Source organism: Streptacidiphilus jeojiensis (assembly GCF_042510965.1).
GTDB classification, from domain to species: Bacteria; Actinomycetota; Actinomycetes; order Streptomycetales; family Streptomycetaceae; genus Streptacidiphilus; species Streptacidiphilus jeojiensis.
This window is the reverse complement of sequence record NZ_JBEUKS010000015.1, coordinates 127,478-152,958: the sequence shown is the minus strand read 5'-3', so window position 1 is coordinate 152,958 and position 25,481 is coordinate 127,478. Positions and strand designations below refer to the sequence as shown.

The following is a 25,481-nucleotide window of genomic DNA, read 5'->3' as shown; positions in this document are numbered from 1 at the left end:
CAGCTCGATGTACGACGCATGGAGGGTGGCGCTCAGGCCGGAGGATCCCATGGGGTGCGCTCGCGATCAGCCCGTCTGCCAGTACGAGTGCGAGTCGCTATGGTGACAGCGTAGGCGTGCGACAGGAGCGCGGCGGGGTCCTCATAGCCACGTGGGTTGGGGGCGAGACAGGCTATCGGGGAGTGCGGGTATGCAAAATCGGGAGGACCTTCCATTCTCGCAAAGATACGGCGCATGGCTGCAGCCAGACTCCGACAGCCAGCGGGAGCTATTCTTTGGGACCGGCATCATTGTCCTTGATGCAAATATCCTGCTGAGCCTATACGAGTACACTCCGGCAGCGCGGGATGACGTGTTCAAGGCGCTCGAGCAGATCAAGCGACGACTGTGGTTGCCCCACCAGGTGGGACTGGAATTTGTTCGGAACCGCCACTCCGTGCTCAGCAATCGCCTGCGCTCTCTCAATGAGGCCCCGAAATCCGTGAATCAAAGGCTGGGCGAGGCCGAGCGCGCCATCATCGCAGCCCGCCGCCTGGTACAGGATCTTCTGATTCGATACGGCCGCAACTCAACAGCCGCGGAAACACTTGCGGAGATGATTAGCGATAGCGCCATAAAGGAGCTCTTCCGCCCATGGCGGGATCAGCTTCGTGATCATATAGCAGAGCTCAAGGAACATGACCTGAGGATGGACGCACTTGGGCTTGGAGACACGGTTGTCCAGCGCGTAGGAGAGCTTTTCGAGGAGCGCATTGCCCTCCAGCCCTCACCACAGGAAATACGGCGGCGCGTAGAAGAAGCCGCATCCTACAGGTATCCGAACAACATCCCGCCCGGCTTCAGCGATTCTGGTAAGGATACGGCCCTGCGTTCTGCCGGGGATTATCTCATCTGGGAGGAGATAATTGAACACGCCGCAGAACAGGAGGCTCCTCAACGCATTCTCTTCGTGTCCTCGGACGTCAAGGAGGACTGGTATGAGCCTCCAGAACCGGGCCGCGCCAGTCGCCCCTGGCCCACTCTGGCCGAAGAACTATGGCAGCGAGCCGGAGCAAGGCTCCGCATCGAGACTCCACAGGAATTCTTCCAAGGAATAGAATCCTATTTTGGCGCGGAAATCACCGACTCCACATTCAGTGAGATCAATGCTGTGGCTGAGACCTCCAACACAGAGCAGCTCGTTGCTGACGTACGAGAGCAGGGTGTCACCCGACTCGCTGACTTCCTGCGGGCTACCAACCGACCACTCGGCGACGTCTACCGCACCGGGGCCTCTTGGAATGCCCTGGTCCGCCATGCCGGATTGACCAGCGATGTAAGTACGGAAGAGGAGCAGCAGCTCTTTCGTCGGGTGCCATCATTCCTCCATGTCGACGATGCTGCGCGGATTTCTGGATACTTGCAGCTATTGGAAGACGACACCCCTTCGTACAGTGAGCTGGACAGTTCAGGCCAGGCCTACGCCCACATGCTCATCTTCAACCTGTGGACACAGCCCGCCTTCACAACCTTTCAGGCGGGAATCGATCGCCTACATGCCCTTCGGCATCTGCGTGAGGAATTGCGGGATGTTCTCAACATGGCTCGGGTACGTCATCCGCAAGGGGCTCAGCTACAGCTCCCGGAGGGCCCATCGTTGCCATTGTACATTCATGCCGCATACAATCGTGAAGAGATTCTCACGGCAATCGGGAAGTCCGGCCTGAGCGGCCCCTTCCCCGCCAATTTCAGAGAAGGAGTCGCCTGGGGCCCGGAAATCAACGCAGATACACTTCTGGTAACAATGCGCCGGGACCGATTCAGAGAGAAGGATGGAATCGAGCCGGACGGAGATCAGCACTACGACGGCGCACTCACTAGGTCACTTTTCCAGTGGGAGTCGCAAAATAGCACGGACGCAGATTCTCCGGTAGGTCAGCGCTATCAGTCGCCGTCTTCAAGAACCCTCGTCTTCGTGCGCCCTCGCCCACGGTCTCCCATTGGGCACCCGGAACCTTGGGTACTAGCCGGGCAAGCCGACTACATATCCCATGAAGGCAGCAGACCAATGCGTGTGCTGTGGCAATTGGATCACCCATTGCCGACGGATGTCTGGTCCTACGCGAGGAAGAGGTAGGGCTTTCGATTGTCAACCAGCCGCTGTTTGGTCAGGCCTCAGGAGGGGGGCCGTTCAGAGAGGACTCGCGAGTCCGCCACGGACCTGGTTCACGTTGGGGCGCCAAGGTCGCCAGCGAGGTTGCTCCGGACGCCGACTACGGCCTCCCCTGGTCAGCCGGTGTCCCGGGCCGCAGGCTGACTGTAGGCAGCGAGGAGCGCGGTTGCTATCGGGTCGCCGCAGTCTGCCAAGCGCCGACGCAAGGCTTTCGCCCGGCGCGGGTGACCGCTGCGGTCAAGGTCGAGCATGACCAGAAACATCGCGTCCGGGTCACCGTTGCGGGCAGCCTGCTGCAGCAGCGTGTCACGCTCCACGCCATCGGTGTCGGCGGCAACGGCGGCGAAGCCGACTGCTGCCAGCGGCTCTCCTGCTTGCGCAGCGACACGGAAGGCGTCCCTGGCCTGCTCACTCTGCCCCAGCGTCTTGAGTGCCCGTCCCAGGTCGAAGGCTGCGTCAGGGTGGCCTTCATCGACGGCGCGGCGCAGGTACGGCACGGCCTCCTGGCAACGGCCCTGGACGACCAGGTGGTGTCCCAGGTAGCCGTGGGCTGCGGACAATCCCTGGGCGATCGCCTGCCGATAGGCATGCTCGGCCCGGGCGGGTTGATGGTTGGCGACGTGAAGGTTGCCGAGGTTGATCCAGGCACGGGCGTCCCCTTGGTCGATCAGCTGCAAGTAGATCTGCCGGGCTTCGTCAGTGCGGCCCAGTTGTTTGAGGAGGTTTGCCAGGTCCAGCTGCGCTTCAGCGTCGCCGTGGTCGACAGCCTGACGCAGTGCCTTCTCTGCCGCACGGTTCCGCCCAGCGCCGACCAGGAGCTGTCCCAGGTTCCTCAGGGCGGCTTTGTCACCTCCCCTGACGGCCTGCTGGTAGGCGCGGATGGCCTGGTCTGTCTTGCCGCGGTCAGCGAGAAAGACTCCCAAGTTGAACCAGCCGTCTTTGGTTCCGGCTCGGGCAGCACGGCGGAGCGTGCGCTCGGCCTGATCCGGTCTTCCGCTGTGGAGTTGAAGCTGCGCCAGATCGTCCAGGATGTCGGTCTCGCCAAGTGCAAGGGCCTCATGACATGCAGCTTCGGCCTCCTCGCAGTTCCCGAGTCCCTTCAGAGCCCAAACGGTGACACGCCGAGACAGCGGATCGGCTGGGTCCGCGTTCTCACGCAGTAGGCGAAGGGCCTGCTCGCAGCGGCCTTGCTCAATCAGGGAAGCAGCCTCCTGGTTCACAACCCCAGGGAGCCCGGCTTCGCGCAGGACGCGCCACAGCCAGGCGGCCATGGACGGGTCCTCGCGCTGCGCATTGCAGGCGACAGCGCAGCTCGTCGACAGGTCGACCGCGCCACCCAGTGCTTCGAACCATAGAAGCGGATGGATCGCCCCCAATGATTGCGGGAGATGCTCCAGGAGCGCAGAGCATGGCCGCCATGTGCCATCGGCCCCGGGCTCGAGCAGGCTCGTCATTCCGATGCGGGTCCGATCAGCCCAGGCGAAGGCTTCCTTGAGGGGTTCGGGGCGAAGCCTGTGGCCGCCCGCGTCGGCGAGGTAGTAGCGGTGGGCTCGGGTCAGCAGATGCTTGGACAAAGGGCCACGCAGTCCCGCGCGGGCCAGGTCGACCGCAGCGCGAACCAGGGCGGCGGCGCGGGGATTTCCGCCAATGCGCCAGGCCGCCTGCCACGCCGCCCACAGGACAGGGCCGGCCATGAGATATTCGCTGACACCACGCTGGACACAGTGCTGAGCGGCGGCACGTACGCGTCGGTCCTCAGCGGCACGGGCGTGCTGCAACTCGACCGGGCTCCAGGACCGGTCCAGGAACACGGTCTGGGCCTGGTCCACCAGCGCGGTCGACAGCACCGGGCCCATGGGTGTTCCACCTAACCGGTTCAGGTCGGGCGGCACCGGCAGGTAGCGAACCTCCACCGTCGCCAGGACCAGTACGCGGCTGCGGCGAAGTTCGGCGATGTCCAGGCCATGCAACTGATCGCGGTCAACATGGTGGCCAAGGTCGTCGAGCCACAGGACGCACGGACTGGGGCACTGCATCACAGCCGTGATCGCCGCGCGCAGGCCACCGACGGGTACCAAGCACGCCAGGTGTCCGCTCAGCTCTCGGCGAGCCACCTCGAACACCAGGCGGGATTTCCCGCACGCGACGTCTCCAGCAACCAGCACCATGCCGCCCTGCACAGCGGCCTGCCCCAGCAGACCACCCAGCGTCGGATCGAGGTCGCGCGGCACATACACAGGGAGGGTACCCCCGCCATGCGGCCAACTGGGATGCACCCCGGCTGCCAGCGGATCAAGTTCCGCCAGCGTTGGCCACGCCCGCCAGGCTGTCACCGCAGGACGGGACCCGAACAAACACTGCTGCTCTTTCCAGCGTTCAAGTTCCTCCACCGGAAAAGCCTCGGCATCATCTCCGTCAATGAGCTTGTGGTGCGGTGCACACAGGAGCAGCAGGTTCTCAGCTGCATCAAGCTTGTCTCGCGTCCAACTGGGATCGTGGCGCTGGCCCTGCGGACTCGTCGCACGGATGTGCGCGATCTGCGCGTCAAGGATCCGTTTCCCGTCCACCAGCACGGTCAGAGGTCTCTCACAACCCGGGTAGTGGCAGCGCCCACCAAGCAGCTCCACTAACTGGGCCGCTGGGTACCTCTGGCTCCATAAGGCCACCCGAATTCCATCCCCTCCCAAGTGGAGCAGTAACCACTACGCATCTGACACGCAGACGCCACCATCCATCATCCCAATCTGGCCGCCTTCGTAGGCAGCTGCCCTCCCCTGTCGCCAAGCTGACGTGCTGCAGTTCAGCGGCCTGACTCGCTGTCTCGGTGAAACTCCGCGCGAGCGGAGCTGACGTACCCGGCGTACGAGCTGAGCTGCAGTATCGCGGTGGACCTCCGCGCAAGCGGAGCGGACCTGCACCGCGGGGACTGTTGGCGGGCGATCCCCGGTGAACCTCCGCGCGAGCGGAGCAGATACCCATGAGCACCCCGTCGACGCCGGCGATATCGGTGAACCTCCGCGCGAGCGGAGCAGACTCGTCGTTCCCGTGGCCGTGGGCAAGACCGAACGGTGAACCTCCGCGCGAGCGGAGCTGACGCATCCCAGCTCGGCGCCGCCAAGATCGTCCACGGTGCACCTCCGCGCGAGCGGAGCAGACGCGTCCTGGCAGGCACAAGGGGCATCCTTCAACGGTGCACCTCCGCGCGAGCGGAGCCAACGCCGGCGCAACCCGCTCCGCCCGCACCAGCCACGGTGCACCTCCGCGCGAGCGGAGCCAACGACGATGACGGCAACACCGCCGCGGCCACCGTCGGTGCACCTCCGCGCGAGCGGAGCCAACCTGGAGAACCGAGCACAGTGCCCCGACTGCGGCGGTGCACCTCCGCGCGAGCGGAGCCAACGCCTTCTGTGCCGTTGTTGCTGGCGCAGCCGACGGTGCACCTCCGCGCGAGCGGAGCCAACGTCGCCGGCGCGGCGAAATCACTGTGGGGCGGCGGTGCACCTCCGCGCGAGCGGAGCCAACGACCCGCAGGTTCTCTTCGGTGTCGAGTCCGCCGGTGCACCTCCGCGCGAGCGGAGCCAACGCCGGCCTCGCGCAGGTGCCAGCTGGCGGTCTCGGTGCACCTCCGCGCGAGCGGAGCCAACGAGACCTGGAACATCGTCTGGCCGTTGGGCTGCGGTGCACCTCCGCGCGAGCGGAGCCAACCCTTCACGACCAGTGCGTTCTCCGTGGCTTTGCCATTTTGTTATAAAGGATCCGTTGCCGGCTTACGCTGTCTTGGGAGGCGCCATCACTGTACCGAATCATGGGAGAGAATCGGCGGACGAGGCGCTACTGGCGATAAGTTCATGGATGGGCGCTATGCCTTGTCCGTCGCGGCCGCGGTTCAGCTCGGCCCTAGGGCCTTGGGGCTCCTGCAGTTTGCACCCTGCGCAGGCGACGCAGGGTGACGGAGCCGCGCATACGGAGTGCCTCCTTCCAGTCGTCGTAGCCGGCTGCGTCACGGTCGTGGAGTAGGTACTTGATCCAGGTATGGGCTATGCGGTCTTCCAGGGTGAGCGTGCTGGCGATCTCGCGGAGGACGGTGACGGCGAGTTGGTGGTCCGGTGGCTGGACAAGGTTGAGGTCCACTTTCGTGCCGTCTTGGGAGAAGGTGAACAAGTGGCGCGGTCGGCCAGTGGGCACTGTCCTGGTCTTCTGATAGGTGGCATGGCCTCGTAGCGCGGCGTGCAGCGCTGGCAAGTCCGGGTAGTGCGATGGGATCGGGGCGTACAGGTCGATGTCCGACGCGGGGAGGGCGGTGCCCAGGCCGGAGGATCCCATGGGGTGCGCCTGCGAGATACCCCAGTTCTGACAGGCGGTCATGGCGCCTCTGGATGCGGTCGTGAGTGCTTTGCGACGCCCAGCGAGGGAGGAATACAGGCGTTTGGCAAGTCCCTGTTCTTCAGGAGCTAGATCCTCCAATGACAGGCAACGCGCCCTCAGGATGGCGTGCAGATCTCCTTCCTGGGTCGAGGGGCGCAGGGCGCTGCGTTCTGCTGGATTTTCACAAGGTGTGCACGGCATTGGATGAGGCTATGCTCCGCGAGTTGCGACGTATTCGTCGGGGTCTCCGCCGATTCCTTCCTTCTCTCGCACGGACACAGGCAGGGCCGCATGGAACCGCTCGGCCAGGGCGCACCGAAGCACACATTTTAGGCATTGATTTCAATGTTTGTGTGCCATTCTTCATTCCTTCGCACCTACGGGCGAAATGCCCGACTGCTCCGTTGAACAAGGATGACCGCGCGCTCACGATGTTGTGCAGTAGGACGACAGACGGGAGCGTGTGATGCGCAGCAGGGGATCGGTGTTCAGGCGATGCGGGTGTCGCGATCCGCAGACTTCGAAGAGGTTCGGGGCGAGGTGTCCCGGGTTGCTCGAGGAGGAGCATGGCTGCTGGTACTTCGCCTTGTCCGCGGGAAGTCTTGATGGCAAGCGGATACGCATTCGGCATGGTGGTTTCATGCTTCGCGAGGAGGCGGAAGCAGCGTTGCGGTACCTGGTGGCCAATGCCCAGGCGGATCTGCCGAAGGTTGCGACGGTGGGCCAGTGGCTGGAGCTGTGGCTGGAGCGGAGCACTCCCCGGCTCAGGTACACCACGGTGCTGACGTATCGCCAGCACTTGGACCGGTACCTGCTGCCGTTCGTGGGGAACATTGTTCTGTGTGATCTGACGCCGACTCGTCTGCAGGCTGCTGTGGATGAATTGATGTGGCGTCAGGATCTCGCTGGCTGCCCGCTCGCTCCCTCCACCATCCAGCGTATCCGGGCGACATTGCGTTCGGCGCTGTCCGCTGCGGTGCGCAGCGAGTTGCTCCAGTCCAACCCCGCCAAGCTGCTGCAACTGCCCAGTTCCCCGCGGACGAGAACTACGGTGTGGACACCTGCGCTGCACGAGAGGTGGCGTCAGACTGGTGAGCGGCCCGCAGTGGCGGTCTGGTCCGTTGAGGGGACGGCACAGTTCCTGGGTGCTGTCCGCGATCACCGCCTCTATGCGCTGTTCCACCTGTGTGCCCTGCGGGGGCTGCGTCGAGGGGAGGTCCTGGGCCTCCAGTGGGCTGATCTGGACTTCCACGGTGGTGAGCTGCGCGTGGAGCGGCAGCTTCAGCAGCGGGCCGGTGGTGGTCTGGCGACTTGCCCGCCGAAGTCACAAGCTGGGCGGCGAACCGTCGCGCTGGACCGGCGGACGTTGCAGGTCCTGCGCACACATCAGGCTCGGCAGCAGTCGGAGCGGCTGGCCAGCGGCGAGGGGTGGGTCGACAGCGGATTCATGTTCACTACCGTTCGGGGTGCCCCGCTCAAGCCCGACCACATCACGCATCTGTTTCGTCAGCTCGTCCTCTCGCATGACCTTCCGCCGATCCGTCTGCACGACCTTCGCCACTGCGCGGCGACCCTTGCCGTGAACGCCGGCGTCGATCTGAAGGTCGTCCAGCAGCAGATCGGCCACGAGAGCCTGTCCACCACTGCGGACATCTACGCCGCTGTTCTTCCGGCTACGGCCCACCAAGCCGCCGAGAGTGCGGCTGCGCTCCTGCATGGCTCGGTGAAGCGCGCACGCCAGGGCGGTTCTGGGGGGCTGTCTCCGGCTGCAAAGGCCCGTCGGGGCCTGGGCCGCCTACGGCGGAAGCCGCACCATTGACTCCCGTTCCCCGCCCCCAGGGGCGACGAAGCCCACCGTGGTCGACTGACGGTGTCGGCGTTCCCCGCTCTTCGCGCTGTGCTGAGGTGGCTGCCAGAATTGCGTGCGTTCCTCTGTCGGTCACGGCAGTCATCTACTTCGCCTCGCGCCAGATGCCCCTGCTGGCAGATTCTCGCGAATCTTCGCGCGCTCCAACTACCTGTGCGGGCCAAAGCCGGGGAGGGCCCCAGGTCCCACATCGGCAAGGATCGCGGGACAGAGCGTGACCCATCGATGTGGCTCGGCGATTCGCTGGTCGCGGGACCCAAAGCCGTTCAGGCACCGCGGATCTGGTCGATCAACGCCCAGACGGTACTGCTGGGATTGTTGAGAACGCGGTTTCGTCGCCGGCGTGTGGAGTTGATCACCGCAAGAGTCCCCGCACCGCAGGCACTCGCCCCGGCGGCTCGCGGTCGCCGAAGCTGTCCGCCGCTCGTTCACTCGGGCCCATGATGCGGTGGCACGCCGCTGCGGCGACATGCTCGGCAAGCGCTGGTTGGAAGAGGGCGCGGTCACCGGCACGGTCGACGTCGATGGCTTCTATCGGGCCCAGCGGCCCTGGTCCCGTGCAACCGTGAGATGCCAATGGCGGTCCAGGCGGAGAGCAAGGGAGTAGTCATGCACGCGGAGGCTCTACGCGAGGCTACCCGCGGGGCTGCTGCGAAGGCCGCGAGAGCAGTCATCACGGCCGACTTGCGCCGGACGAGAAAACCCGACCGGATGAGGATGGCGACCATGGCCTGCGTTTTCGACACTCCCCCGGCGCCCAGGCACCCACACGATGTGATCCACCCGCCTGGTGGCAGAAGGGGCGTGCGTCCCGACCAGCCGGGGTCGGGTGCGGAGAACAGTCCCGAGAAGAGGGAGCACCGATTCTGCTGTGCCGATAGTTGCAGGGCGTGCAGGGGGCGCACTGTGTGCTCCAAGAGTGCTCCTGCAGTACCTGTTGCCTCGTCAGTTAGGGGCTGTACTCTTCCCGTTCTCTGGGTTGTTCAAACCCGAGTCGCGAAATGTGTCGCTGCGAGCTCAAGGCTCGATGTGAGGTGAGAAGGGTCGAATGACTGACACCCATGTGCAGTTGGCGACGACAGGGGAACCGGGTCGTCCGAATCCGCGCAACAGGGCGGCGAGCATCCTTGCTGACATGTGCGAGCAGTTGATCGCGCGCTTCAGGGAGAGCCGGGCACCTTTGCCCGTGGTGGTGATCCAGGCGCCCGCCTCTACTTCGGGGCCAGCGGACGAAGCAGGAGCGCTGGTCAGGAACCTGCACCAGGCCTACGCGGGAAAGCGGGTCTCATGCAAACTGCTTGCCCTCAGCAACCGTGCCAACGGACCTGTAGGCCCGACTCACTGCGCGCCACAACCAGAGGTGGCCGAACTGCGCCGAGCATCGAAGCTGGTCGCCAGGCTGGCCAGCGAGGACTGGGACCAGAGCGATCCGCAGTACCGTCACTATAGCTTTCCCCGCTGGACCATGCTCGAGGCGATGGAGGTTGCTGTCGATCGAGAGATCACTCGGGCTCTGGGCGAAGGGAAAGGCGATACCCAGGCCAGTGCCGCGACTGAGGCGGAGGGTGAGGGTGACGCCGAAGCTCACATTGAGGGTGACGCCCAGACGGGAACACGATCGCAGGAGGATCCGACCGAGCCGAGCGCAAGCAAAGCAGTGGCTGGGCTGCGGAGGCTTCAGTGGCGGCCGCCAAGGACCACCACGAGACCGGTCGGGCGGGTTTTCGCCCCGCTCCTCGCCCCGGCTCCCCTGCTCGGCGCCTTCGCTACTGCGAGCGTGACCCGCGTGCTGACCCAGGCACCGCCGTCGGTTCTGGCGGGAGTACTGCTCGTGGTGCTTGTACTGCTGACGGGAGTACAGATCCTTCGGCAGAACCTGGCACCGCTCTCGTGGCTGGGCCAGGCCAGCCGCTGGCTGACCACCACCACGCACCTGGCCCCCACGGACCTCGGCCCCGAGCACCAGGAAGCCGCGAACAAGCCCTGGTGGGCGTGGTCCAGGTGGGCTCCGAGGAGCTCGCGGCAGATCATGGAGGCCCGTGCGCGGATGATCGCCGAACAGATGATCGCTGCTGGTGCCGGTGACCTTGATCCAGGAGTGCAGCGGCGCGCATTGCAGTTCCTGCTAACCCTGCGCGTGCACGCCATGCTCGAGGACCTCCGCGCTGAGCACCGACCATGGGCCCTGGACCTGCGCGGCCGCAAGCGCACTGTTCCACCGATGGTGTTCATCGTCAATGCGAACCAGTTCAACGGGGGACGCGCGTTCTTGTACGCGATCAGCGACGTCCGCTCGCGGCGCAGCGAGACCGACCCCCTGCTCGTAGTGGCGAGCGTACCTAGCGACACCGATCTCACCGGAATCCAGGAACTCCAGCGTGCTGCAGGAGCAGAGTGCGACTCCAAGGGCCTGTACGAGGACTGGGCAAACAGGCTGCGGATCGAGCAGTCACCGAGTTTCGGTTCGGACCTGCCATGGGTGATGCGTCTTCCTCTCACAGCGCAGGACTTCACCGCGTCTGGAAGAAAGGTCCCCCTGACTCGGGCTCGTCCCACCGGTTGGGCCCTATGGTCTCGCTGGACCCTGGCCGTTGCGCTGGTGCTTCTTGCTGGGACAGCCTGGATGCGCAACAGCCAACTTGCCGCGCAGTACTGCGGCGGTGGCCTGATCAGCTCCGATCACGACCTGGTCTGGAAGGGCAACGAGTGTGTCGGCGTCGACACTCGCGACTCGTTCGACTTCTCCACTGCGAACGACATCCGCCTCAACGCCACGTCGCAGGGGACAGCCAGCGCTTTGAAAATGGGAGGCGACGTGTCCCTGCACGACGTGATCGCGGGCATCTGGCAGCAGAACCAGGCAGCCGACACAGATCCCGCTCACGTCACGATCGTCTATGCGGGCCCGCTGACTGTGCCGACCGGCACAGACTCCAGTAAAGCACTCGACGCGGCCAAGGAGCTCGCCGGCGTCTACGCCTGGCAACGCTACGAGAACATCACCGGCCAAGGCCCCAAGACCAGGATCGACATTGCCAACGGCGGAAACGCCATGGCCCATCAGATCGACATGGCCCGCGCCATCGTCGACGTCGCCCGACACGACCCCTCTGTCGTCGGCGTCATCGGCATGGGCCGCGACACTGACGAGACCGAAACGGCCGTCCAGATCCTCGGACAGGCCGACATCCCCGTCGTGGACACCACCAACTCCAGCGACGTTCTGCACCGGGAGTGGAACTACCTCGGCCTGGCGGCGACTAACCACGAGGAAGCTACTGCCCTCGCGGCTGTGGTAGCAGCGATGCCCGCTGCACGCGGTGGCTCCATCGCCGTACTCGAACGCCCCAACGACCGATACAGCAAACAGCAAGCCGACGACGCCGTCACGGCCTTCCGGAAGCTGCACATGACCATCGTCGGCGGCGGACCGCTGACCTTCGAGACCACTGCCCAGTCCTCGGTATTTGTGGGCGGCCAGAACTCGCCCAGGGCCAACATCTGCGACAGCGCCCGGCGTCCCGCCTTCGTCTACCTCGCCGGGCGCTCGGACGACCTGGCCGGATTGAACCTCCTTCTGAGCAGCTACGGGAAGTGCTTCGCCTCGCCGGTCACCGTCCTCAGTGGCGACGATCTGACCAAGAGTGAGCTGGTCGGCCAGACAGACGTCCTCCCCGGCAGCGTCACCCTCTACTACGCAGCCCTCACCGACCCCGCCCGTTCCGCCAGCGCGGCCGGGACGGCCGCCGGCAGGGCCATCGCCGCTGTACTCAAGTTGGCACCCCCCGTCAACTTCGCTGACCCATTCTTCGCCGACGGCACCGTGGTCCTCGGATACGACGCAGCAGACGCGTTGCAACAAGCCGCAGCACAAGAGACAAGCTCCGGCGGCGCCCGCATCTTCGCCCTGCGCTGCCTGCCGAACTCCCTCACCAGCACAGCCACGGGCACCATCTCCTTCAACCCCAACCACCACGCGGTTGCCATCATCCAGGTGACCGGAAAACAGGCATCCGTCTTCAAGTACAACCCAGCAACGCTCCTGGCCTGCAACGAGTAATACCGAGGTGGGCTCACTCTGGGCGGCGGAGGCCGACCCCAAGATCAGCGCGGCACGGCTGGACATACGGCGAAGAGATCAACTCGGCTGGATTCTGTAGCGCAACTGGTCAAGGAATGACCGCGGTCATGCTGCGGGCGAGCGACTGGGCCGACAACGACGCACACGCGCGCAAGGACAACTGGCCGGGACATTTCTGCACGACACTGTCCGCTGTCGTCTCCGCCGTCAACGACCCCCCCCTGACCACACCCTGAACACCCTGCCCCGGGCCATCCCAACCCCGTGACACCAGCCGGCACCTGGGGAATTACGCAACCGTCCCCGTTCTTGCGCCCGCGCGGGGCAGCGGGACCACCGCGGGTCCCTCCAGGTCCTGGCAGTACGGCCCCCGGCGTCGCCCAGTCGACTGATACTGGTCGGCGCCGGCGCTTGACCTCGCCCTTGGGGCGAAGCCCATGGTGGGGACCAAGGCCGCACGGCAAGCGTGCGGCCTGTACCGATACCGAACAGGACACCGAACTGCCATGCCTGATGACGAACTGCTGTCCAGCGGCGAGTTCTCCCGCCGCTCGCGGCTGTCGCCCAAGGCGCTGCGCCTGTACGAGCAGCAGGGTCTGCTGCTCCCCGACGAGGTCGACACGGCCAACCGGTACCGCCGCTATCGAGCCGACCGGCTGAACGACGCCCGACTGATCGTGTGGCTACGCCGGCTGGACATGCCGCTGGGCGAGGTCGCGACGGTGCTGCGGGCCCCGGTCGCCCGGCGCGCCGAACTGCTGGCGGCCTACTGGGAAGCAGTCGAGGCCAGGTTCGCCGCGCAACGGCACCTGGCGGGGCATGTGCGTGATCTGCTGTCCGGCGGTCGTCAAGGAGGCTATGCCATGTCCCACACCGTGCTCACCCGCGAGGTCCCGGCACAGACGGTGCTGACCGAGCAGCGTCACGTCACTCCCGAGGAACTGCCCGCCTGGATCGGCGCGGCCATGACCCGCCTGTACGGTGCCGCGGCAGCGGCATCCGGTGCGGTGGCGCCGGCGTTCGTCGTCTACCACGGCGAGGTCAACCACGACAGCGACGGCCCCGTCGAGGTCTGCCTCCCGGTCGACCCGAAGACCGCCGACAGCATCGACGCCGCGATGCGCGAAGAGCCGGCACACCGCGAGGCCTACGTGCGCATCACCAAGGCCCAGGTCATGTTCCCGCAGATCCTGTCCGCCTTCGAGGCGGTCGCCGGCTGGCTGCACGACCAGAACCTGCCGTCGGCCGGCGCACCGCGTGAGGTCTACTTCACCGACTTCATGGCCGCCGGTCCCGACGACGAGGTCTGCGACATCGCCTTCCCCATGTGAGCTCAGCAGCTGGGGCAGCCTGAGGGGTTTCCTGCCCGAATCCCACCGGTTGCCCGGCCGCTGAGGTTTGCCAGGAGGTGCTGTCTTGGCGACGAGGGCGAGGCAGCGCGTTCACCCCATGACCGAGCGGACCCTCCGAGTGTCGCCCCTCACACCGCGCCGCCGGGCTACCCGGACCAGTGCGACGCCCGTGGCAAAGAGCAGGAGACGAAGGCCAGGGTGCCCGGAACGATCTGCGCCGGCACTGCCGTCGCGTTCGCCAGTGAGGACTGCGCTGGCGGCCTCCCCAGAATCCGTGTCGAGTTCGCGGTGCAGTCATCCGACCGCGAAGGCGGCGGGTTCCTGGAACTTTACGGACTTGCCGAAGTCGCGCTACTCATCCGCCTGCTGGCCGGGCTACTTGTCTGGCCTGTGAAGCGGATCCTGGCTGATGTCGATCGGGACGATCGCTGCTGTGCCCAGTGCGACCAGTGCGAGGAACTGCGGTGCCAGCAGCAGACCAGCCGCAGCGACAGAATCGTCAACGCCAACGTCAGTGCGCCGGTGGTCCCGTTCGCGTCCCTGTCGCACCCCGGCGCGACCGTCCCCGCCACCCTGATGTACCGGCGGGTCAGCGCGACCGGCCGCTATGACACGGCCCATCAGTTCGTGGTCCGGAGCCGGACCGACGCCGAGGACGACACCGGCGGCTTCTACCTGGTCACTCCGCTGATCACCGCCGACGGCGACGCGGTGCTGGTGAACCGGGGCTGGGTCGCCCCGAACAGCACCCACAGCCAGGCCTTCCCCACCGTCCCGCCCGCACCGGCAGGGACAGTGACCGTGGTCGGCCGGCTGCGGCCCGACGAGACCCACACCCTGACCGGCATCCGCAACGTGACCGGACTGCCCGCCCGGCAGTACATGATGATCAACAGTCAGGAACAGGCTAAGAACCTGCCCGACCCGGTCCTGGCCGGATACCTGGACCTCATGACGACCACTCCCCCGACCCCGGCCGCCGACACCGCCCAGCAAGTCCCCGGCCCCAACGACGACAGCACCAGCAGCAGCGACGACGCGGTGGTCGGCAAAGGCGTGCACCTGCCCTACGCGACCGCGCTGAGCAGAGCGCCCCGACCATAACCGACAGGTTCGCCTCCCCGACGGCGTACCACAGCTGGGCCTCGGCGCCCGAAGGGAAGGCCAGCGGTGCGGGCGTACCAGCGGCCGAGCCGGTCCAGCCCGGCATCGGACTCCTCCTGGTACAGCTCGGACGCCGCGATCTCCGCTGCGTAGGCCTGCAGCAAGTCGTGCACCATGTACCGGTCGGGGCGGCCCGGGGCCAGCAGGTGGCCGGACCACAGCGCGGTGATCGCGCCGGTGGACAGATCGGATCCCGGAGCTGTGCCCAGCAGCCGGACCATGCGTGCTGTCGCGGGGCGCAGCGTGCGGTACGAGCCGTCGAACACCGCGCGTACGAGGCCCAGGATGCGTGCGCGGCCCTGAAGCTCTGCGACGAGTTCGGCGACGGTGAGCAGTGGACTTTTCAGCAGCCGCTGGACGGCCACGCGCAGGGCGAGTTGGAGGTAGCCGCACCGTCGGGCCAGCCGCGCCAGGTCCCGAGCCCACCGGCCCGACCGGCAACCCCCGACGCGACCTCGCGTCAGCGGACGCCGCCGCGGTGCTGGCGATGATCGCAGCCGCCGACACCGCAGCCGCGGCCCAGCAGGGCGACGACGGCAGCGAGGGCGGCGGACGCCGCGCCAACAAGGGTGTCTGGATCCGGGCGGCGATCTACGTCATCGGATTCCACGTTTTCGCCGGTTTCGTCATGCTGCTTCTCTACTTCGGCGGACGCACCCACTGACCGTCCCTCAACCACCCCGCCGGCCGGAGCAGGCATCCTGCGCGGTGGATGACCTGGCGTACACCGTCCACGCGGCCCAGGCCAGGACGGCAGTAGCGATCAGCGCCGCCCTCCGACGCCTCCGCACCTGACGGGAGCTATACGCGCCGCTTCGGGCATCCGCACAGTAGAGGCGACCATTTCACTCAGACGAGTGAGTGCGAGGTTTTCTCTGAACTGATCGTCGCGCACCGTTGGCATATGCCGAGCAGAAACGATTCCTCATCCAATGCCAGCTGTTCAGGCATCGCCTGCATCGTGAACGCAGTCCGTGCAGGCGACGACCTGCGCATCGACAGACTGCTGATCCGCTTCGTGGAAGCGGCAGACCTCGCCGGGCTGTTCGCCCTGCGAGCCGCGCTGGCTGAAGAGTCCCTGGGGCGACACGCCTCCGGATTGCCCTGCGAACACACGTAAGGGGGCTTCAGCCAACAGGTGACTGACAAGGAGTGCCGCCACAGCAGTGAATGCGTGGTCGGTCAGGACGGGCCGAACATCAGCCACGCCTGCTTGGCAGCGAAGTCGGACCGGGGGCGTCGAGCGGTGTCGCATCCGTCCTCACCCGCGTGGGGGTCGGTCGGCGCGGACCAGGCCGGTCTCGTAGGCGATGATCACGGCGTGCACCCGGTCGCGGGCGCCGATGCGGGCCAGTACCCGGCTGACGTGGGTCTTGATGGTCGATTCGGAGAGCACCAGGCGCTGGGCGATCTCGGTGTTGGTCAGGCCCTCGGCCACGGCCTGCAGTACCTCGCGTTCGCGGCCGGTCAGGTCGGCCACCCGTGGATCGGTCGGGCCGTCGGCTCCCTCGGGGTCGGGGACGTGCTCCATGAAGGTGTCGAGCAGCCGTCGGGTCAGTGCCGGGGCGACCACGGCGTCTCCGGCGGCGACGGCACGGATGCCGGCCAGCAGTTCCTCGGGCAGGGCGTCCTTGAGCAGGAAGCCGCCGGCCCCGGCGCGGAGTGCGCCGTAGGCGTAGGCGTCCAGGTCGAAGGTGGTCAGGACGAGCACCTTGGTGCGGCCGCCGGAGGCGACGATGCGTCGGGTGGCCTCGATGCCGTCCATCCCGGGCATCCGGATGTCCATGAGTACCACATCCGGACGCAGTTCCGCGGCCAGCCGCACGGCCTCGGCGCCGTGGGCGGCCTGGCCGACGACGCTGGTGTCGGGGTTGTTCTCGAGCAGCATCCTGAAGCCGAGCCGCTGCAGCGGCTGGTCGTCGACGATGAGCACGGTGGTCAAGGCCGGTCCTCTTCGGTTGCGGGCTCGGGCATGGACTCGGGCGCGGGCTTTGGCTTGCGCGCAGGCGCAGGCATGGGTGGGGGTTGGGCCTGGGCCGCTGGTTGGGGGCCGAGCGGCAGGACGGCGTGGACCAGCCAACCGCCGTCGCGGGTGGGGCCGGTGCGGGCGGTTCCGCCGGCGAGGGCGGCGCGCTCGTGGATGCCGACCAGTCCGCGCCCGTCCTGGTCGCCGCCGGGTCGCACGGGTGTGCCGTCCGGGCCGCCGGTGTCCTGGACCCGTACGTCGACCTGCTGGTCGCCTACGCGTAGCACGACCTGCACGCCGGTCGCGGGTCCGGCGTGCTTGAGGCTGTTGGTCAGTGCCTCCTGGACGATGCGGTAGACGGTGAGTTGGACGCCGGGCGGCAGGGTGTCCAGGTCGCCGGCGGTGCGGTGCGAGATGCGCGGCCCGGCCGCCTGGATGCGCTCCAGCAGTGCGGCGAGGTCGGCCAGTCCGGGTTGCGGGGCCAGTTCGTCGGCGGCCGGCGGTTGGAGGGCGCTCGCGCTCAGGGCGCTGAGGGTGCGGCGCAGTTCGCTCAGCGCCTGTCGGGCGGTGCCGGCGATGACGGGCAGCACCTCGGTGCCGCGGGCGGGGTCGTTGGCGGCCGCGTAGCTGGCCCCGTCGGCGAGGCCGATGATGACGGCCAGGTTGTGGCCGATGATGTCGTGCATCTCGCGCGAGACGCGGGAGCGTTCGGCCAGGGTCGCCAGCTGCACCCGCTGCTCGCGTTCCACCTCCAGCCGGTGGGCGCGGTCGGCCAGCGCACCGAGCTGCGCCTGGCGGGCCCGCACCACCAGGGCCAGGGTGGCGGCGGCGACGGAGGTGGCGCAGAGGAAGAACAGGCTGTACAGGGGTTGCTGCTCGAAGGGCTTGACCCGGTAGGCGGACACCGAGAGGCCCGCCAGCAGGAACGGCGCGGGCCAGAACAGCCGGTTCAGCCGCTCGTAGCGGGCCAGCGAGTAGATGGCGACCAGCAGGCCGACGACGCTGCGCTGCGATTCGCCCCAGCACGCCCACTGCACGACGCAGGCGGCCAGCACGACCGCCAGCACGGCCAGCGGTGCGCGCCGCCGCCACACCAGCGGCACCGACTGGCCCAGCACGGTCAGCACCACCAGCGCGGTCGGAGCCTGCACCGCGGCTTTGTCGTACCAGGTCCGGCCCGGGGCGATCAGACCGGCCGTGAGCAGCGCGAGGGCGAGCACCGAGTCCAGCAGCAGCGGCCTGCGCCGCACCGCCCGGCGCATCCGCCGGACTCGGCGCACGGCCCGGCGGGCCAGCGGGCTGCCCCACATCTGCTCGAACTCGGGCGGGAACACCGCCTGCGGCGGTGGGCTGCCAACGCTCACGATCTGGACACCTGCTCCTCCGGGTTCCCGTCCTCCACCTGCGCGAAGGGCCCCCACGGCCCACTCTAGGTCGGCCGTGGGGGCCACAGCGTGCGCCGGGGGGCGCGTCCTGTGCTCTTCCCTGCGCGTTGGAGCTGCTCTTGCCTACGCGTCGGAGCGCTTCAGCCGCCAGGCTGCGCCGACGAGCGCCAGGGCCACCCATCCGGCGAAGACCGCCAGACCCGCACCGGGGCTGAGGGTGTTGCCGGCCTGGTGCAGGGCGTAGATCGAACCGCCGGCGTTTCCCGGCAGGTAGGGGCTGATGTCATTGCCCAGGCTGCTGGGCAGCAGGCCGGCCAGCACATCCAGCAGCATCAGCGAGGCCACCAGCAGTCCGATGCCCCCGGCCACCGAGCGCACCAGCGCGCCCAGGGCCACCCCCAGCACGCCGACCAGCGCCAGGTAGACGCCGGCCCCCAGCAGGCTGCGCAGCACGCCGGACGAGGACAGATCCAGCGCGATCGCCTGGCCACTGAGGAAGTGCTCCCCGGCCAGGAAGGAGACGAAGGCGCCGACGGTGGCGACGACCAGGGCCACCACACCGAAGACGGCGGCCTTGGACCAGAGCACCGGCAGCCGCCTGGGGACGGCGGCCAGGGTGGAGCGGATCATGCCGGTCGAGTACTCGCCGCCGGCGATCAGCACCCCGAGCACGCCGATGGCCAGCTGGGTGAAGCCGATGCCGCCCAGGGCGACGCCGATGGCGTCCTTGGCGTCCGCGCCGGGGCCGCGTCCGGTGCCGGAGGGAGAGTAGTTGGCCGCCCCGAGCAGGCCGGCGACGACCAGGAGCAGTAGGGCCACGCCCAGGGTGATCCAGGTGGAGCGCAGCGACCAGGTCTTGGCCCACTCGGCGCGCAGCACCCGCAGGCCGGTCACCTTGTAGACCGGGCGGGCAGGGGCGGTCACGGTACTCATGCGGTGCTCCTGGCGAGCGCGGGGGCGGGGCTGGAGGGGGGTGTGGTGGAGCCGTGGTACTCGACGGAGTCCTCCGTCATGGCCATGAACGCCTCCTCCAGGGAGACGGCCTGGGTGGTCAGCTCGTACAGGGGGAGCCCGTGCTCGAAGGCCAGCGTGCCGATCTGACGGGCGGTCAACCCGGAGACGGTGAGCTCCTCGGAGCCGGGGGCGCCGGTGACCTCCACCCCGGGTCCGGCCAGCAGGTCCCGAAACCGGGACGCCTGCGGGGTGAGGACCTTGACGCTCTGTCCGCCGGCGTCCTGGATGAACCGGGCGACCGTGGTGTCGGCCAGCAGTTTGCCGCGTCCCACCACGATCAGGTTGGTGGCGGTCTGCGCCATCTCGCTCATCAGGTGCGAGGAGACGAAAACGGTGCGCCCCTGCGCGGCCAGGCCGGTCAGCAGGTTGCGGATCCACTGCACGCCCTCCGGGTCCAAGCCGTTGACCGGCTCGTCCAGCATCACCGTCTGCGGATCGCCCAACAGCGCCGCAGCGATGCCGAGCCGCTGGCCCATGCCGAGCGAGAAGGCCCCGGCCCGCTTGCGGGCGACCTGGGTCAGACCGGTGAGCTCGATGACCTCCTCGACCCGGCGGCGCGGGATGCCGTGGGTCAGGGCCAGGGCGTTGAGATGGTTGAAGGCGGAGCGGCCCGGGTGGATGGACTTGGCCTCCAACAGGACGCCCACCTCCTGCAGCGGGGCGGGGTGCCGGTCGTAGCGGCGGCCGTTGACCTGCACCGAGCCACTACTGGGCGCGTCCAGGCCGACGACCATGCGCATGGTGGTGGACTTCCCCGCGCCGTTGGGCCCCAGGAAACCGGTGACCGTGCCCGGCCGGACGGTGAAGTCCAGACCGTCGACAGCCGTCTTCTCGCCGTACCGCTTGACCAGCTGATGGATCTCGATCATGGATGCGTCCTCAGGTTCCGGTGCAGGACCGCCCGTTGACGGCACTGCCGCCGACTGACGGTGGTGCGGCCGAGGTCCTGCCGTCGGCCGCACCACCACCGTAGGTTCGGGCCAAGGGCCGACCACCGGTACCGCGGGCGGAACCGCGGCCGGCGGGCGGTACCCCGGTACCGCACCGCCTCCGCCGCGAGGACGACACAGACCGGAACCACTCCGGCAATCGGCAAGGTGGAGACCTCAGAAGCCGTTATCAATCCGGGCGTGATCGACTGGTTTCTGCTGTTCAGGCGTACTGCCGGTAGGAAGGTGGGCAGGCTCGGGACGTTGTGTCGTCTCGTTGTCGGAGGTGTCGGATGTCCTCGCCGCTGGGTCTGCTGGAGGAGCGGGAACTGGGTGCGCGTCAGCGCCTGGAGGAGTGCCGTGAGGATGCCGAGCGCGCCAGGGAGGCGGTCGCGGCGGCTGAACGGACGCATGAGCGGGCGGTGATCGCGCGGGAGGAACTGGCCGCCGCGCTCGCAGGCGAGGCGGACGGCCGATCGCGGGGTGCGGAGAAGGCGGCGCCGGGGACGGTGGTGCCGGTGTGGAGCGAGGGGGTGTCGGTCCTGGTGCTTGCCCCGGACTACCGGCGCATCCTGGTCCTGCTTGAGGACGTCGCGCGGGAGGACGGCGGTCCGCTGAACTGCCGTCAGATTGCTCAGCGGCTGGGGTGGGAGACGTCGGCTGCCGGGGTGGAGGGGGTGCGTGCGAAAGCGCGGAGGTTGGTTGAGCGGGGTTGGCTGGCCAAGGAGTCGGACGGCCGGTTCAGCGCCTGCCGGCCAGGCGGCGGGTCATGAGGCGGTCATCGACCAGTAGACCATCGCTTCGGCGCAGGCCGGGGTGCGTTCGTAGTCGCGGGCCAGGCGGCGGGTGCGCATCAGCCAGGCGTTGGTGCGCTCGACGACCCAGCCGCGTGGCAGCACCTTGAACCCGGTGGCAGTGTCGGTGCGCTTGACCACCGTCAGTGCCAGGCGCAGGGTGGCGGGGGCCCATTCGAGCAGGGTGCCGGTGTAGCCGCCGTCGGCCCACAGCAGCTTGAGGCGGAAGTACTTCTCGCGCAGGTGCGGCAGGATCACGGTGGCCGCCTGGCGGTCGGCGGTGGAGGCGGGGGTGACCAGCACGGCCAGCAGCAGACCCAGGCAGTCGACCGCCAGGTGGCGCTTGCGGCCGTTGATCTTCTTCGCTCCGTCGTAGCCGCGCGTGTCGGCCTCGACGACCGCGTCGGCCTTGACCGACTTGTGAGTCGATGATGCCCGCCGAGGGCTCCGGATCGCGGCCCTGGCGGGTGCGCACCCGGCGGCGCAGCCGGTCGTGCAGTTCGGTGAGCCGGCCCTGGGCGAGGAAGCGGCGGAAGAAGCGGTAAACGGCCTGCCAGTGGGGGAAGTCGGCGGGCATCGCCCGCCACTTGATGCCGTTGTCGACCAGGCAGAGCACCGCATCGGCCATGGTGCGGTGGCAGCAGGACTCCGGCATGCCTCCGCGACCCTCCCGCCAGCGCGGCAGCGGCAACGCGTCACGCACCACCGCCCACTGGGCGTCGGTCAGGTCGCTGGGGTATCGGCGCTCGCGGCCCACGTGGTCGGCGGCGTTGCCGAACCGGTATGCGAGGCAATCACAGTGCGACACACCGGAGTTGGACGCAGGCTCGACGAACACGACAGACAGGGACAAGAGGGCCTCCTTGCGTTCCGTTGACTCGACATCTCTGGACTGTGCAGGAGGCCCTTCCTTCATGCGCGGCAGACACGCGATCATCCGAACGGGCCCGACAGCCGAACTCCCGAGCGACCCCCAAGCCTCCAGACCGCTTTGATTACGGCTTCTAATCCCGACCTCGTCAGGCAGCTTTGACCGCCAGGCAGACGCCGACGGTGAGCAGCCAGAGATTCGTACTGACCAGGAATGCTCGTTCAAAGAGTCCAAAGGTGCTCCGCCAGCGTGGGAGCAGGGTCACGACGAGGAGGACGAGCGAGACCAGGCAGGCCCACTGGAGCACGTCGAGGAGGACGTGCGCGGACTGCCAGGGCGCGAGTCGAGTCAGGTCCGGGGTCATGCCGGAGATCGCAGCGTAGGTGAAGCCGAAGGCCGCGATGGCGAAGAGGTAGTGCAGGCGGCCGGTGGGGGTGAGTTTCTCGCCTTCGAGGTCGGTGGGGAAGAGGATCATGCCGACACGCATGGCGGGCACGAGGTAGAGGAACACGAGGCTGCTCGTGGCGAGCGGCGGAGCGCCGGGTTCCCAGGTGAGGCCGAGGGCGAGTACGAGGACGGCGAGGGAGGACAGCACCAGGGCCTTGCCGAACAGGGGCTTGGAATCGCCTACGGCGTAGTCGCTCACGGCATGCCGGACGGGACTGTAGCCGGTGGGCAGGCGGTGCAGCGCGACGAATAGTCCCAGGTAGCCAACGAGGCCGGCGATGCTGATCAGAGCAAGCGTGAGGACGCCTGATTGCATGTCGTATCCGCTCCCTCGCGTCCCTTTGCCGTCTGTTCGGTCGATTCGGTGATCTGAACTGACTGCATAGAGTCACCAGCTTCAACCTGAGTGTCATGGTAGGTACCCCGTGCAGGGGTCGCAGCCGCGGACGTCCGTATGGCCTAGCGGAGGTGGGCGTTCTGTGCACTTGCTCTGGCGGATCGTCCAGTGGGTGATCACAGCCAGCCTCGGCGGCAGGCTTGCATGGCCAGCTGGAACCTGGTGGGGACGTGGAGCTGCTTGAGGGCCGGTTGCACCGTCCAGTGCGCCACGGCCCTCTGCCCAACGGAGCGTCCCTGCCAGGGGGTCGGACCGTAATCTCAGGCGGCTCCCTACGACCTGCCAGCGGCAGCAGGTGTTCCGCCGGTGGCGAGGCGCATCAGGTCGGAGTCGAAGTCGATCCCTGTGAACTCGGTGTCGGCGGGCAAGGCCACCTGCGCCTCGGCACCGGTGGGCTGTGCGATGCTGTCGAATTCGTGCTGGTAGCGGGTCCAGGAGCCGTCAGCGATGGTGGTGGCGACCCCGCTGTGGATGAGTGCGGCGAGTTCTGTCGCCGCCCTCTCGATCCGGGTGCCGAGGGCGCGGTCGGCCCAGTCCTCGGGGGCGGCGAACAGGGCGGTGGGAATCACCAGCGCGCGCAGGAAGGCGAACAGCGGGCGCATCTGCTCGTCGGGGACCAGGGCGTGCCGGGCACTGCCGGCGGTCGCGGTGACAGCGACGGGCTTGGCGATCAGGAGGTCGTTGTCGAGCAGGTCGACGAAAGACTTGAACAGGCCACTGACGCCTGCCTTGTACACCGGGGTGGCAGCGATCACCGCGTCGGCGGTAGCCAGGCGCTCCACAGCGGGGCGCAGGTCTTGCCCGATGAAGCCGGATACGGTGGCCCTGCCGATCTCCTGCACCAGGTCACGCAGTTCGATGGTTGCGACCTGTGCCTCGACGCCGCGCTCGCGCAGCAGGTCGAGGGTCTTCTGCGCGAGCCGGTCGGCCAACAGCTTGGACGAGGACGGATCGCCTATGCCCGCGCTGACCACGACGATGCTGCGTGCAGAGGTGCGAGGAACGATGTGGTTCACCGTAGTGGTGGTCATGAAGTGTGGTGTCCCTTCTCGGTTGCGGGGGATGCGGCTTCAGCGGCTTCGGTCAGTGCGGTACACAGCTCTCTCAGTTGCCTTAGTTGGTCGGGGTCCAGAGCGCGGGTCATGGCCCGAATGACGTGCCGTACGTGTCGGCGGCCGACCCGGCGCTGCAGTTCGCGGCCGACCTCGGTGAGCCGGACTCGCTGCGCGCGGGCGTCATCGGGGTCGGGCTGTCGCTCCACCAGTCCTTGTTGCTCGAGGCGGGTGACCAGACGGGAGATGCCGGGCTGAGTGAGCATCACCTGCCGGTTGATCTCCGTCATCCGCAGTCCCTCGGGGGCCTTGGCCAGGGTGTACAGGATGTCGTAGTCGCCGCGTGGGATCTCGTCCCAGGTGTCCTGGGCTGCGAACTCCCGTCCCAGGACCACCTGGGCGCGGAACAGGCTCTCCCACGCCTCGTCGGCGAGCCGGCCGGTGCCGGTCACAGCGCCGGCTGGACAGCGGCCTTGGCCGGGTCGCTGTCCTGGTAGGGCGAGGTGCCGGTGGTGTTGTCCCCGCGGTTGGGGTTGGGACGCGGCTGCCGGGCGGGCTTGTCACCGTACTTGGCGCGCACCAGGTCGGCGTGGGTCGGCGCCTCGGGGACGCCCGGGGCACGGCGCGCCGCCAGTTCCTTGCGCAGCACCGGGACGACCTCCTCGGCCAGCAGGTCGATCTGCTTGAGCACTGCGGACTGCGGCAGCCCGGCGCTGTCCACCACCCACAGTTGACGCTGGTAGTCGCCGAAGATCTCGTGGAAGCCCAGGGTCTTGTCGATGACCTCCTGGGGGCTGCCCACGCTGGACGGGGTGGCTGTCGTCCAGTCCTCCAGCGGGATCCGGATGCCGTGCGGGTTGTTGTCGAAGTACGGGCGGTACTCGGCGTAGGCGTCCTGCGAGCGCTTGGCGATGTACGCCTGGCCGCCCAGGCCCACGATCGCGTCCTGGGCGCGCCCGTGCCCGTAGTGCTCGTACCGCTTGCGGTAGAAGTCCACCAGCGGCTTGAAGTGGCCGTTCGGCGCGAGGATGTTGTTGGCGAAGAACCCGTTGCCGTAGTAGGCGGCCTGCTCGGCGATCTCGGGGGTGCGGATCGAGCCGTGCCAGACGAACGGGGGGACGTCGTCCAAGGGCCTCGGGGTGGAGGTGAAGCCCTGCAGCGGGGTGCGGAACTCCCCGTCCCAGTCCACCACGTCCTCGCGCCACAGCCGGTGCAGCAGGTTGTAGTTCTCCAGCGCCAGGTGGACGCCCTTGCGGATGTCCTTGCCGAACCACGGATACACCGGGCCGGTGTTGCCGCGGCCCAGCATCAGGTCCAGGCGGCCCTTGGCCAGGTGCTGCAGCATCGCGTAGTCCTCGGCGATCCTGACCGGGTCGTTCGTGGTGATCAGCGTTGTGGAGGTGGACAGGACGATGTTCTTCGTGGTCGCGGCGATGGCGGCCAGGAGCGTCGTGGGCGAGGAGTCGAAGAACGGTGGGTTGTGGTGCTCACCGATCGCGAACACGTCCAGTCCTGCCTCGTCGGCGTGCCGGGCCATCTCGACGACGTTGCTGATCCTCTCGGCCTCGCTCGGGGTGTACCCGGTGACCGGATCGCGGGTCACATCACTCACGGAGAAGATCCCGAACTGCATGATGGGTGGCCT

Annotated in this window: 20 protein-coding genes and 1 pseudogene; 8 read left to right on the top strand and 13 right to left on the bottom strand. The window is 67.6% G+C overall.

What is annotated here, in order from left to right:
* Positions 1-190 precede the first annotated feature (190 nt).
* A complete protein-coding gene (locus ABUW04_RS33260) occupies positions 191-2,116 on the top strand; it encodes a PIN-like domain-containing protein (protein WP_380568180.1) in 1,926 nt (641 codons plus the stop codon).
* 152 nt (positions 2,117-2,268) lie between these two features.
* Here ABUW04_RS33260 and ABUW04_RS33255 read toward each other — a convergent pair whose 3' ends face one another.
* Both ABUW04_RS33255 and ABUW04_RS33250 read right to left on the bottom strand, forming a co-directional pair.
* Entirely contained in the window at positions 2,269-4,725 is a 2,457-nt protein-coding gene (locus tag ABUW04_RS33255; RefSeq protein WP_380568179.1) for a tetratricopeptide repeat protein, read from the bottom strand.
* Positions 4,726-6,049: 1,324 nt separating this feature from the next.
* Complete coding sequence (locus tag ABUW04_RS33250; RefSeq protein WP_380568178.1) at positions 6,050-6,517, bottom strand: hypothetical protein; 468 nt, start codon at positions 6,515-6,517, stop codon at positions 6,050-6,052.
* Between the two features lie 550 nt (positions 6,518-7,067).
* Here ABUW04_RS33250 and ABUW04_RS33245 point away from each other — a divergent pair.
* The 4 genes from ABUW04_RS33245 (at position 7,068) to ABUW04_RS33230 (ending at position 14,921) form a co-directional block, all read left to right on the top strand.
* Positions 7,068-8,336: a tyrosine-type recombinase/integrase gene (locus tag ABUW04_RS33245; protein ID WP_380568177.1), complete on the top strand. Its 1,269-nt coding sequence runs from the start codon at positions 7,068-7,070 to the stop codon at positions 8,334-8,336.
* 1,096 nt (positions 8,337-9,432) lie between these two features.
* Positions 9,433-12,444 (top strand): hypothetical protein, encoded by a 3,012-nt coding sequence (locus ABUW04_RS33240; RefSeq protein WP_380568176.1) that lies wholly within the window; start codon positions 9,433-9,435, stop codon positions 12,442-12,444.
* Between the two features lie 527 nt (positions 12,445-12,971).
* A complete protein-coding gene (locus ABUW04_RS33235; protein ID WP_380568175.1) occupies positions 12,972-13,796 on the top strand; it encodes a MerR family transcriptional regulator in 825 nt (274 codons plus the stop codon).
* Positions 13,797-14,015: 219 nt separating this feature from the next.
* Positions 14,016-14,921, top strand: a complete 906-nt coding sequence (locus ABUW04_RS33230; protein WP_380568174.1) for an SURF1 family protein — start codon at positions 14,016-14,018, stop codon at positions 14,919-14,921.
* On the opposite strand, the gene ABUW04_RS33225 is transcribed toward ABUW04_RS33230, so the two are convergent.
* Positions 14,885-15,346 carry a hypothetical protein gene (locus ABUW04_RS33225; protein WP_380568173.1) on the bottom strand — a complete coding sequence of 154 codons (462 nt, stop codon included), beginning with the start codon at positions 15,344-15,346 and terminating at the stop codon, positions 14,885-14,887. The two genes, ABUW04_RS33230 and ABUW04_RS33225, sit on opposite strands and share 37 nt — an antisense overlap.
* A gap of 122 nt (positions 15,347-15,468) precedes the next feature.
* Between ABUW04_RS33225 and ABUW04_RS33220 the strand changes: the two genes are divergently transcribed.
* Positions 15,469-15,645 (top strand): DUF6126 family protein, encoded by a 177-nt coding sequence (locus ABUW04_RS33220; RefSeq protein WP_380568172.1) that lies wholly within the window; start codon positions 15,469-15,471, stop codon positions 15,643-15,645.
* A gap of 240 nt (positions 15,646-15,885) precedes the next feature.
* Positions 15,886-16,101 carry a hypothetical protein gene (locus tag ABUW04_RS33215; protein WP_380568170.1) on the top strand — a complete coding sequence of 72 codons (216 nt, stop codon included), beginning with the start codon at positions 15,886-15,888 and terminating at the stop codon, positions 16,099-16,101.
* A 141-nt stretch (positions 16,102-16,242) separates the two neighbouring features.
* On the opposite strand, the gene ABUW04_RS33210 is transcribed toward ABUW04_RS33215, so the two are convergent.
* The 4 genes from ABUW04_RS33210 to ABUW04_RS33195 form a co-directional block, all read right to left on the bottom strand.
* Complete coding sequence (locus ABUW04_RS33210) at positions 16,243-16,923, bottom strand: response regulator (protein ID WP_380568169.1); 681 nt, start codon at positions 16,921-16,923, stop codon at positions 16,243-16,245.
* Positions 16,920-18,311 carry a sensor histidine kinase gene (locus ABUW04_RS33205; RefSeq protein WP_380568167.1) on the bottom strand — a complete coding sequence of 464 codons (1,392 nt, stop codon included), beginning with the start codon at positions 18,309-18,311 and terminating at the stop codon, positions 16,920-16,922. Before ABUW04_RS33205 ends, ABUW04_RS33210 begins: the two co-directional genes overlap by 4 nt.
* Positions 18,312-18,455: 144 nt before the next feature.
* Positions 18,456-19,265: an ABC transporter permease gene (locus ABUW04_RS33200; RefSeq protein ID WP_380568166.1), complete on the bottom strand. Its 810-nt coding sequence runs from the start codon at positions 19,263-19,265 to the stop codon at positions 18,456-18,458.
* Positions 19,262-20,215 carry an ABC transporter ATP-binding protein gene (locus ABUW04_RS33195; RefSeq protein WP_037598710.1) on the bottom strand — a complete coding sequence of 318 codons (954 nt, stop codon included), beginning with the start codon at positions 20,213-20,215 and terminating at the stop codon, positions 19,262-19,264. Before ABUW04_RS33195 ends, ABUW04_RS33200 begins: the two co-directional genes overlap by 4 nt.
* 353 nt (positions 20,216-20,568) lie before the next feature.
* Here ABUW04_RS33195 and ABUW04_RS33190 point away from each other — a divergent pair, with 353 nt between their 5' ends.
* Positions 20,569-21,048 carry a hypothetical protein gene (locus ABUW04_RS33190; protein ID WP_380568164.1) on the top strand — a complete coding sequence of 160 codons (480 nt, stop codon included), beginning with the start codon at positions 20,569-20,571 and terminating at the stop codon, positions 21,046-21,048.
* Here ABUW04_RS33190 and ABUW04_RS33185 read toward each other — a convergent pair.
* The 6 genes and pseudogenes from ABUW04_RS33185 to ABUW04_RS33160 all read right to left on the bottom strand — a co-directional run bounded on the left by ABUW04_RS33185 (position 21,043) and on the right by ABUW04_RS33160 (position 25,469).
* Entirely contained in the window at positions 21,043-21,690 is a 648-nt protein-coding gene (locus ABUW04_RS33185) for a transposase (RefSeq protein WP_380568162.1), read from the bottom strand. The two genes, ABUW04_RS33190 and ABUW04_RS33185, sit on opposite strands and share 6 nt — an antisense overlap.
* Positions 21,623-21,985: pseudogene (locus ABUW04_RS33180) on the bottom strand (transposase); the annotation flags it as partial. The gene ABUW04_RS33185 and the pseudogene ABUW04_RS33180, both read right to left, overlap by 68 nt.
* Before the next feature lie 103 nt (positions 21,986-22,088).
* Positions 22,089-22,703 carry a DUF998 domain-containing protein gene (locus ABUW04_RS33175; protein WP_380568161.1) on the bottom strand — a complete coding sequence of 205 codons (615 nt, stop codon included), beginning with the start codon at positions 22,701-22,703 and terminating at the stop codon, positions 22,089-22,091.
* A gap of 353 nt (positions 22,704-23,056) precedes the next feature.
* Positions 23,057-23,815, bottom strand: coding sequence for a CE1759 family FMN reductase (locus ABUW04_RS33170; RefSeq protein ID WP_380568160.1), 759 nt, complete (start codon positions 23,813-23,815; stop codon positions 23,057-23,059).
* The gene (locus ABUW04_RS33165) at positions 23,812-24,288 is read right to left on the bottom strand and encodes a MarR family winged helix-turn-helix transcriptional regulator (RefSeq protein WP_380568159.1); all 477 of its coding nucleotides are present in this window, start codon (positions 24,286-24,288) and stop codon (positions 23,812-23,814) included. Before ABUW04_RS33165 ends, ABUW04_RS33170 begins: the two co-directional genes overlap by 4 nt.
* The gene (locus tag ABUW04_RS33160; protein ID WP_380568158.1) at positions 24,285-25,469 is read right to left on the bottom strand and encodes a CE1758 family FMN-dependent luciferase-like monooxygenase; all 1,185 of its coding nucleotides are present in this window, start codon (positions 25,467-25,469) and stop codon (positions 24,285-24,287) included. The genes ABUW04_RS33165 and ABUW04_RS33160 overlap by 4 nt, the downstream gene beginning before the upstream one ends.
* Positions 25,470-25,481 lie beyond the last annotated feature (12 nt).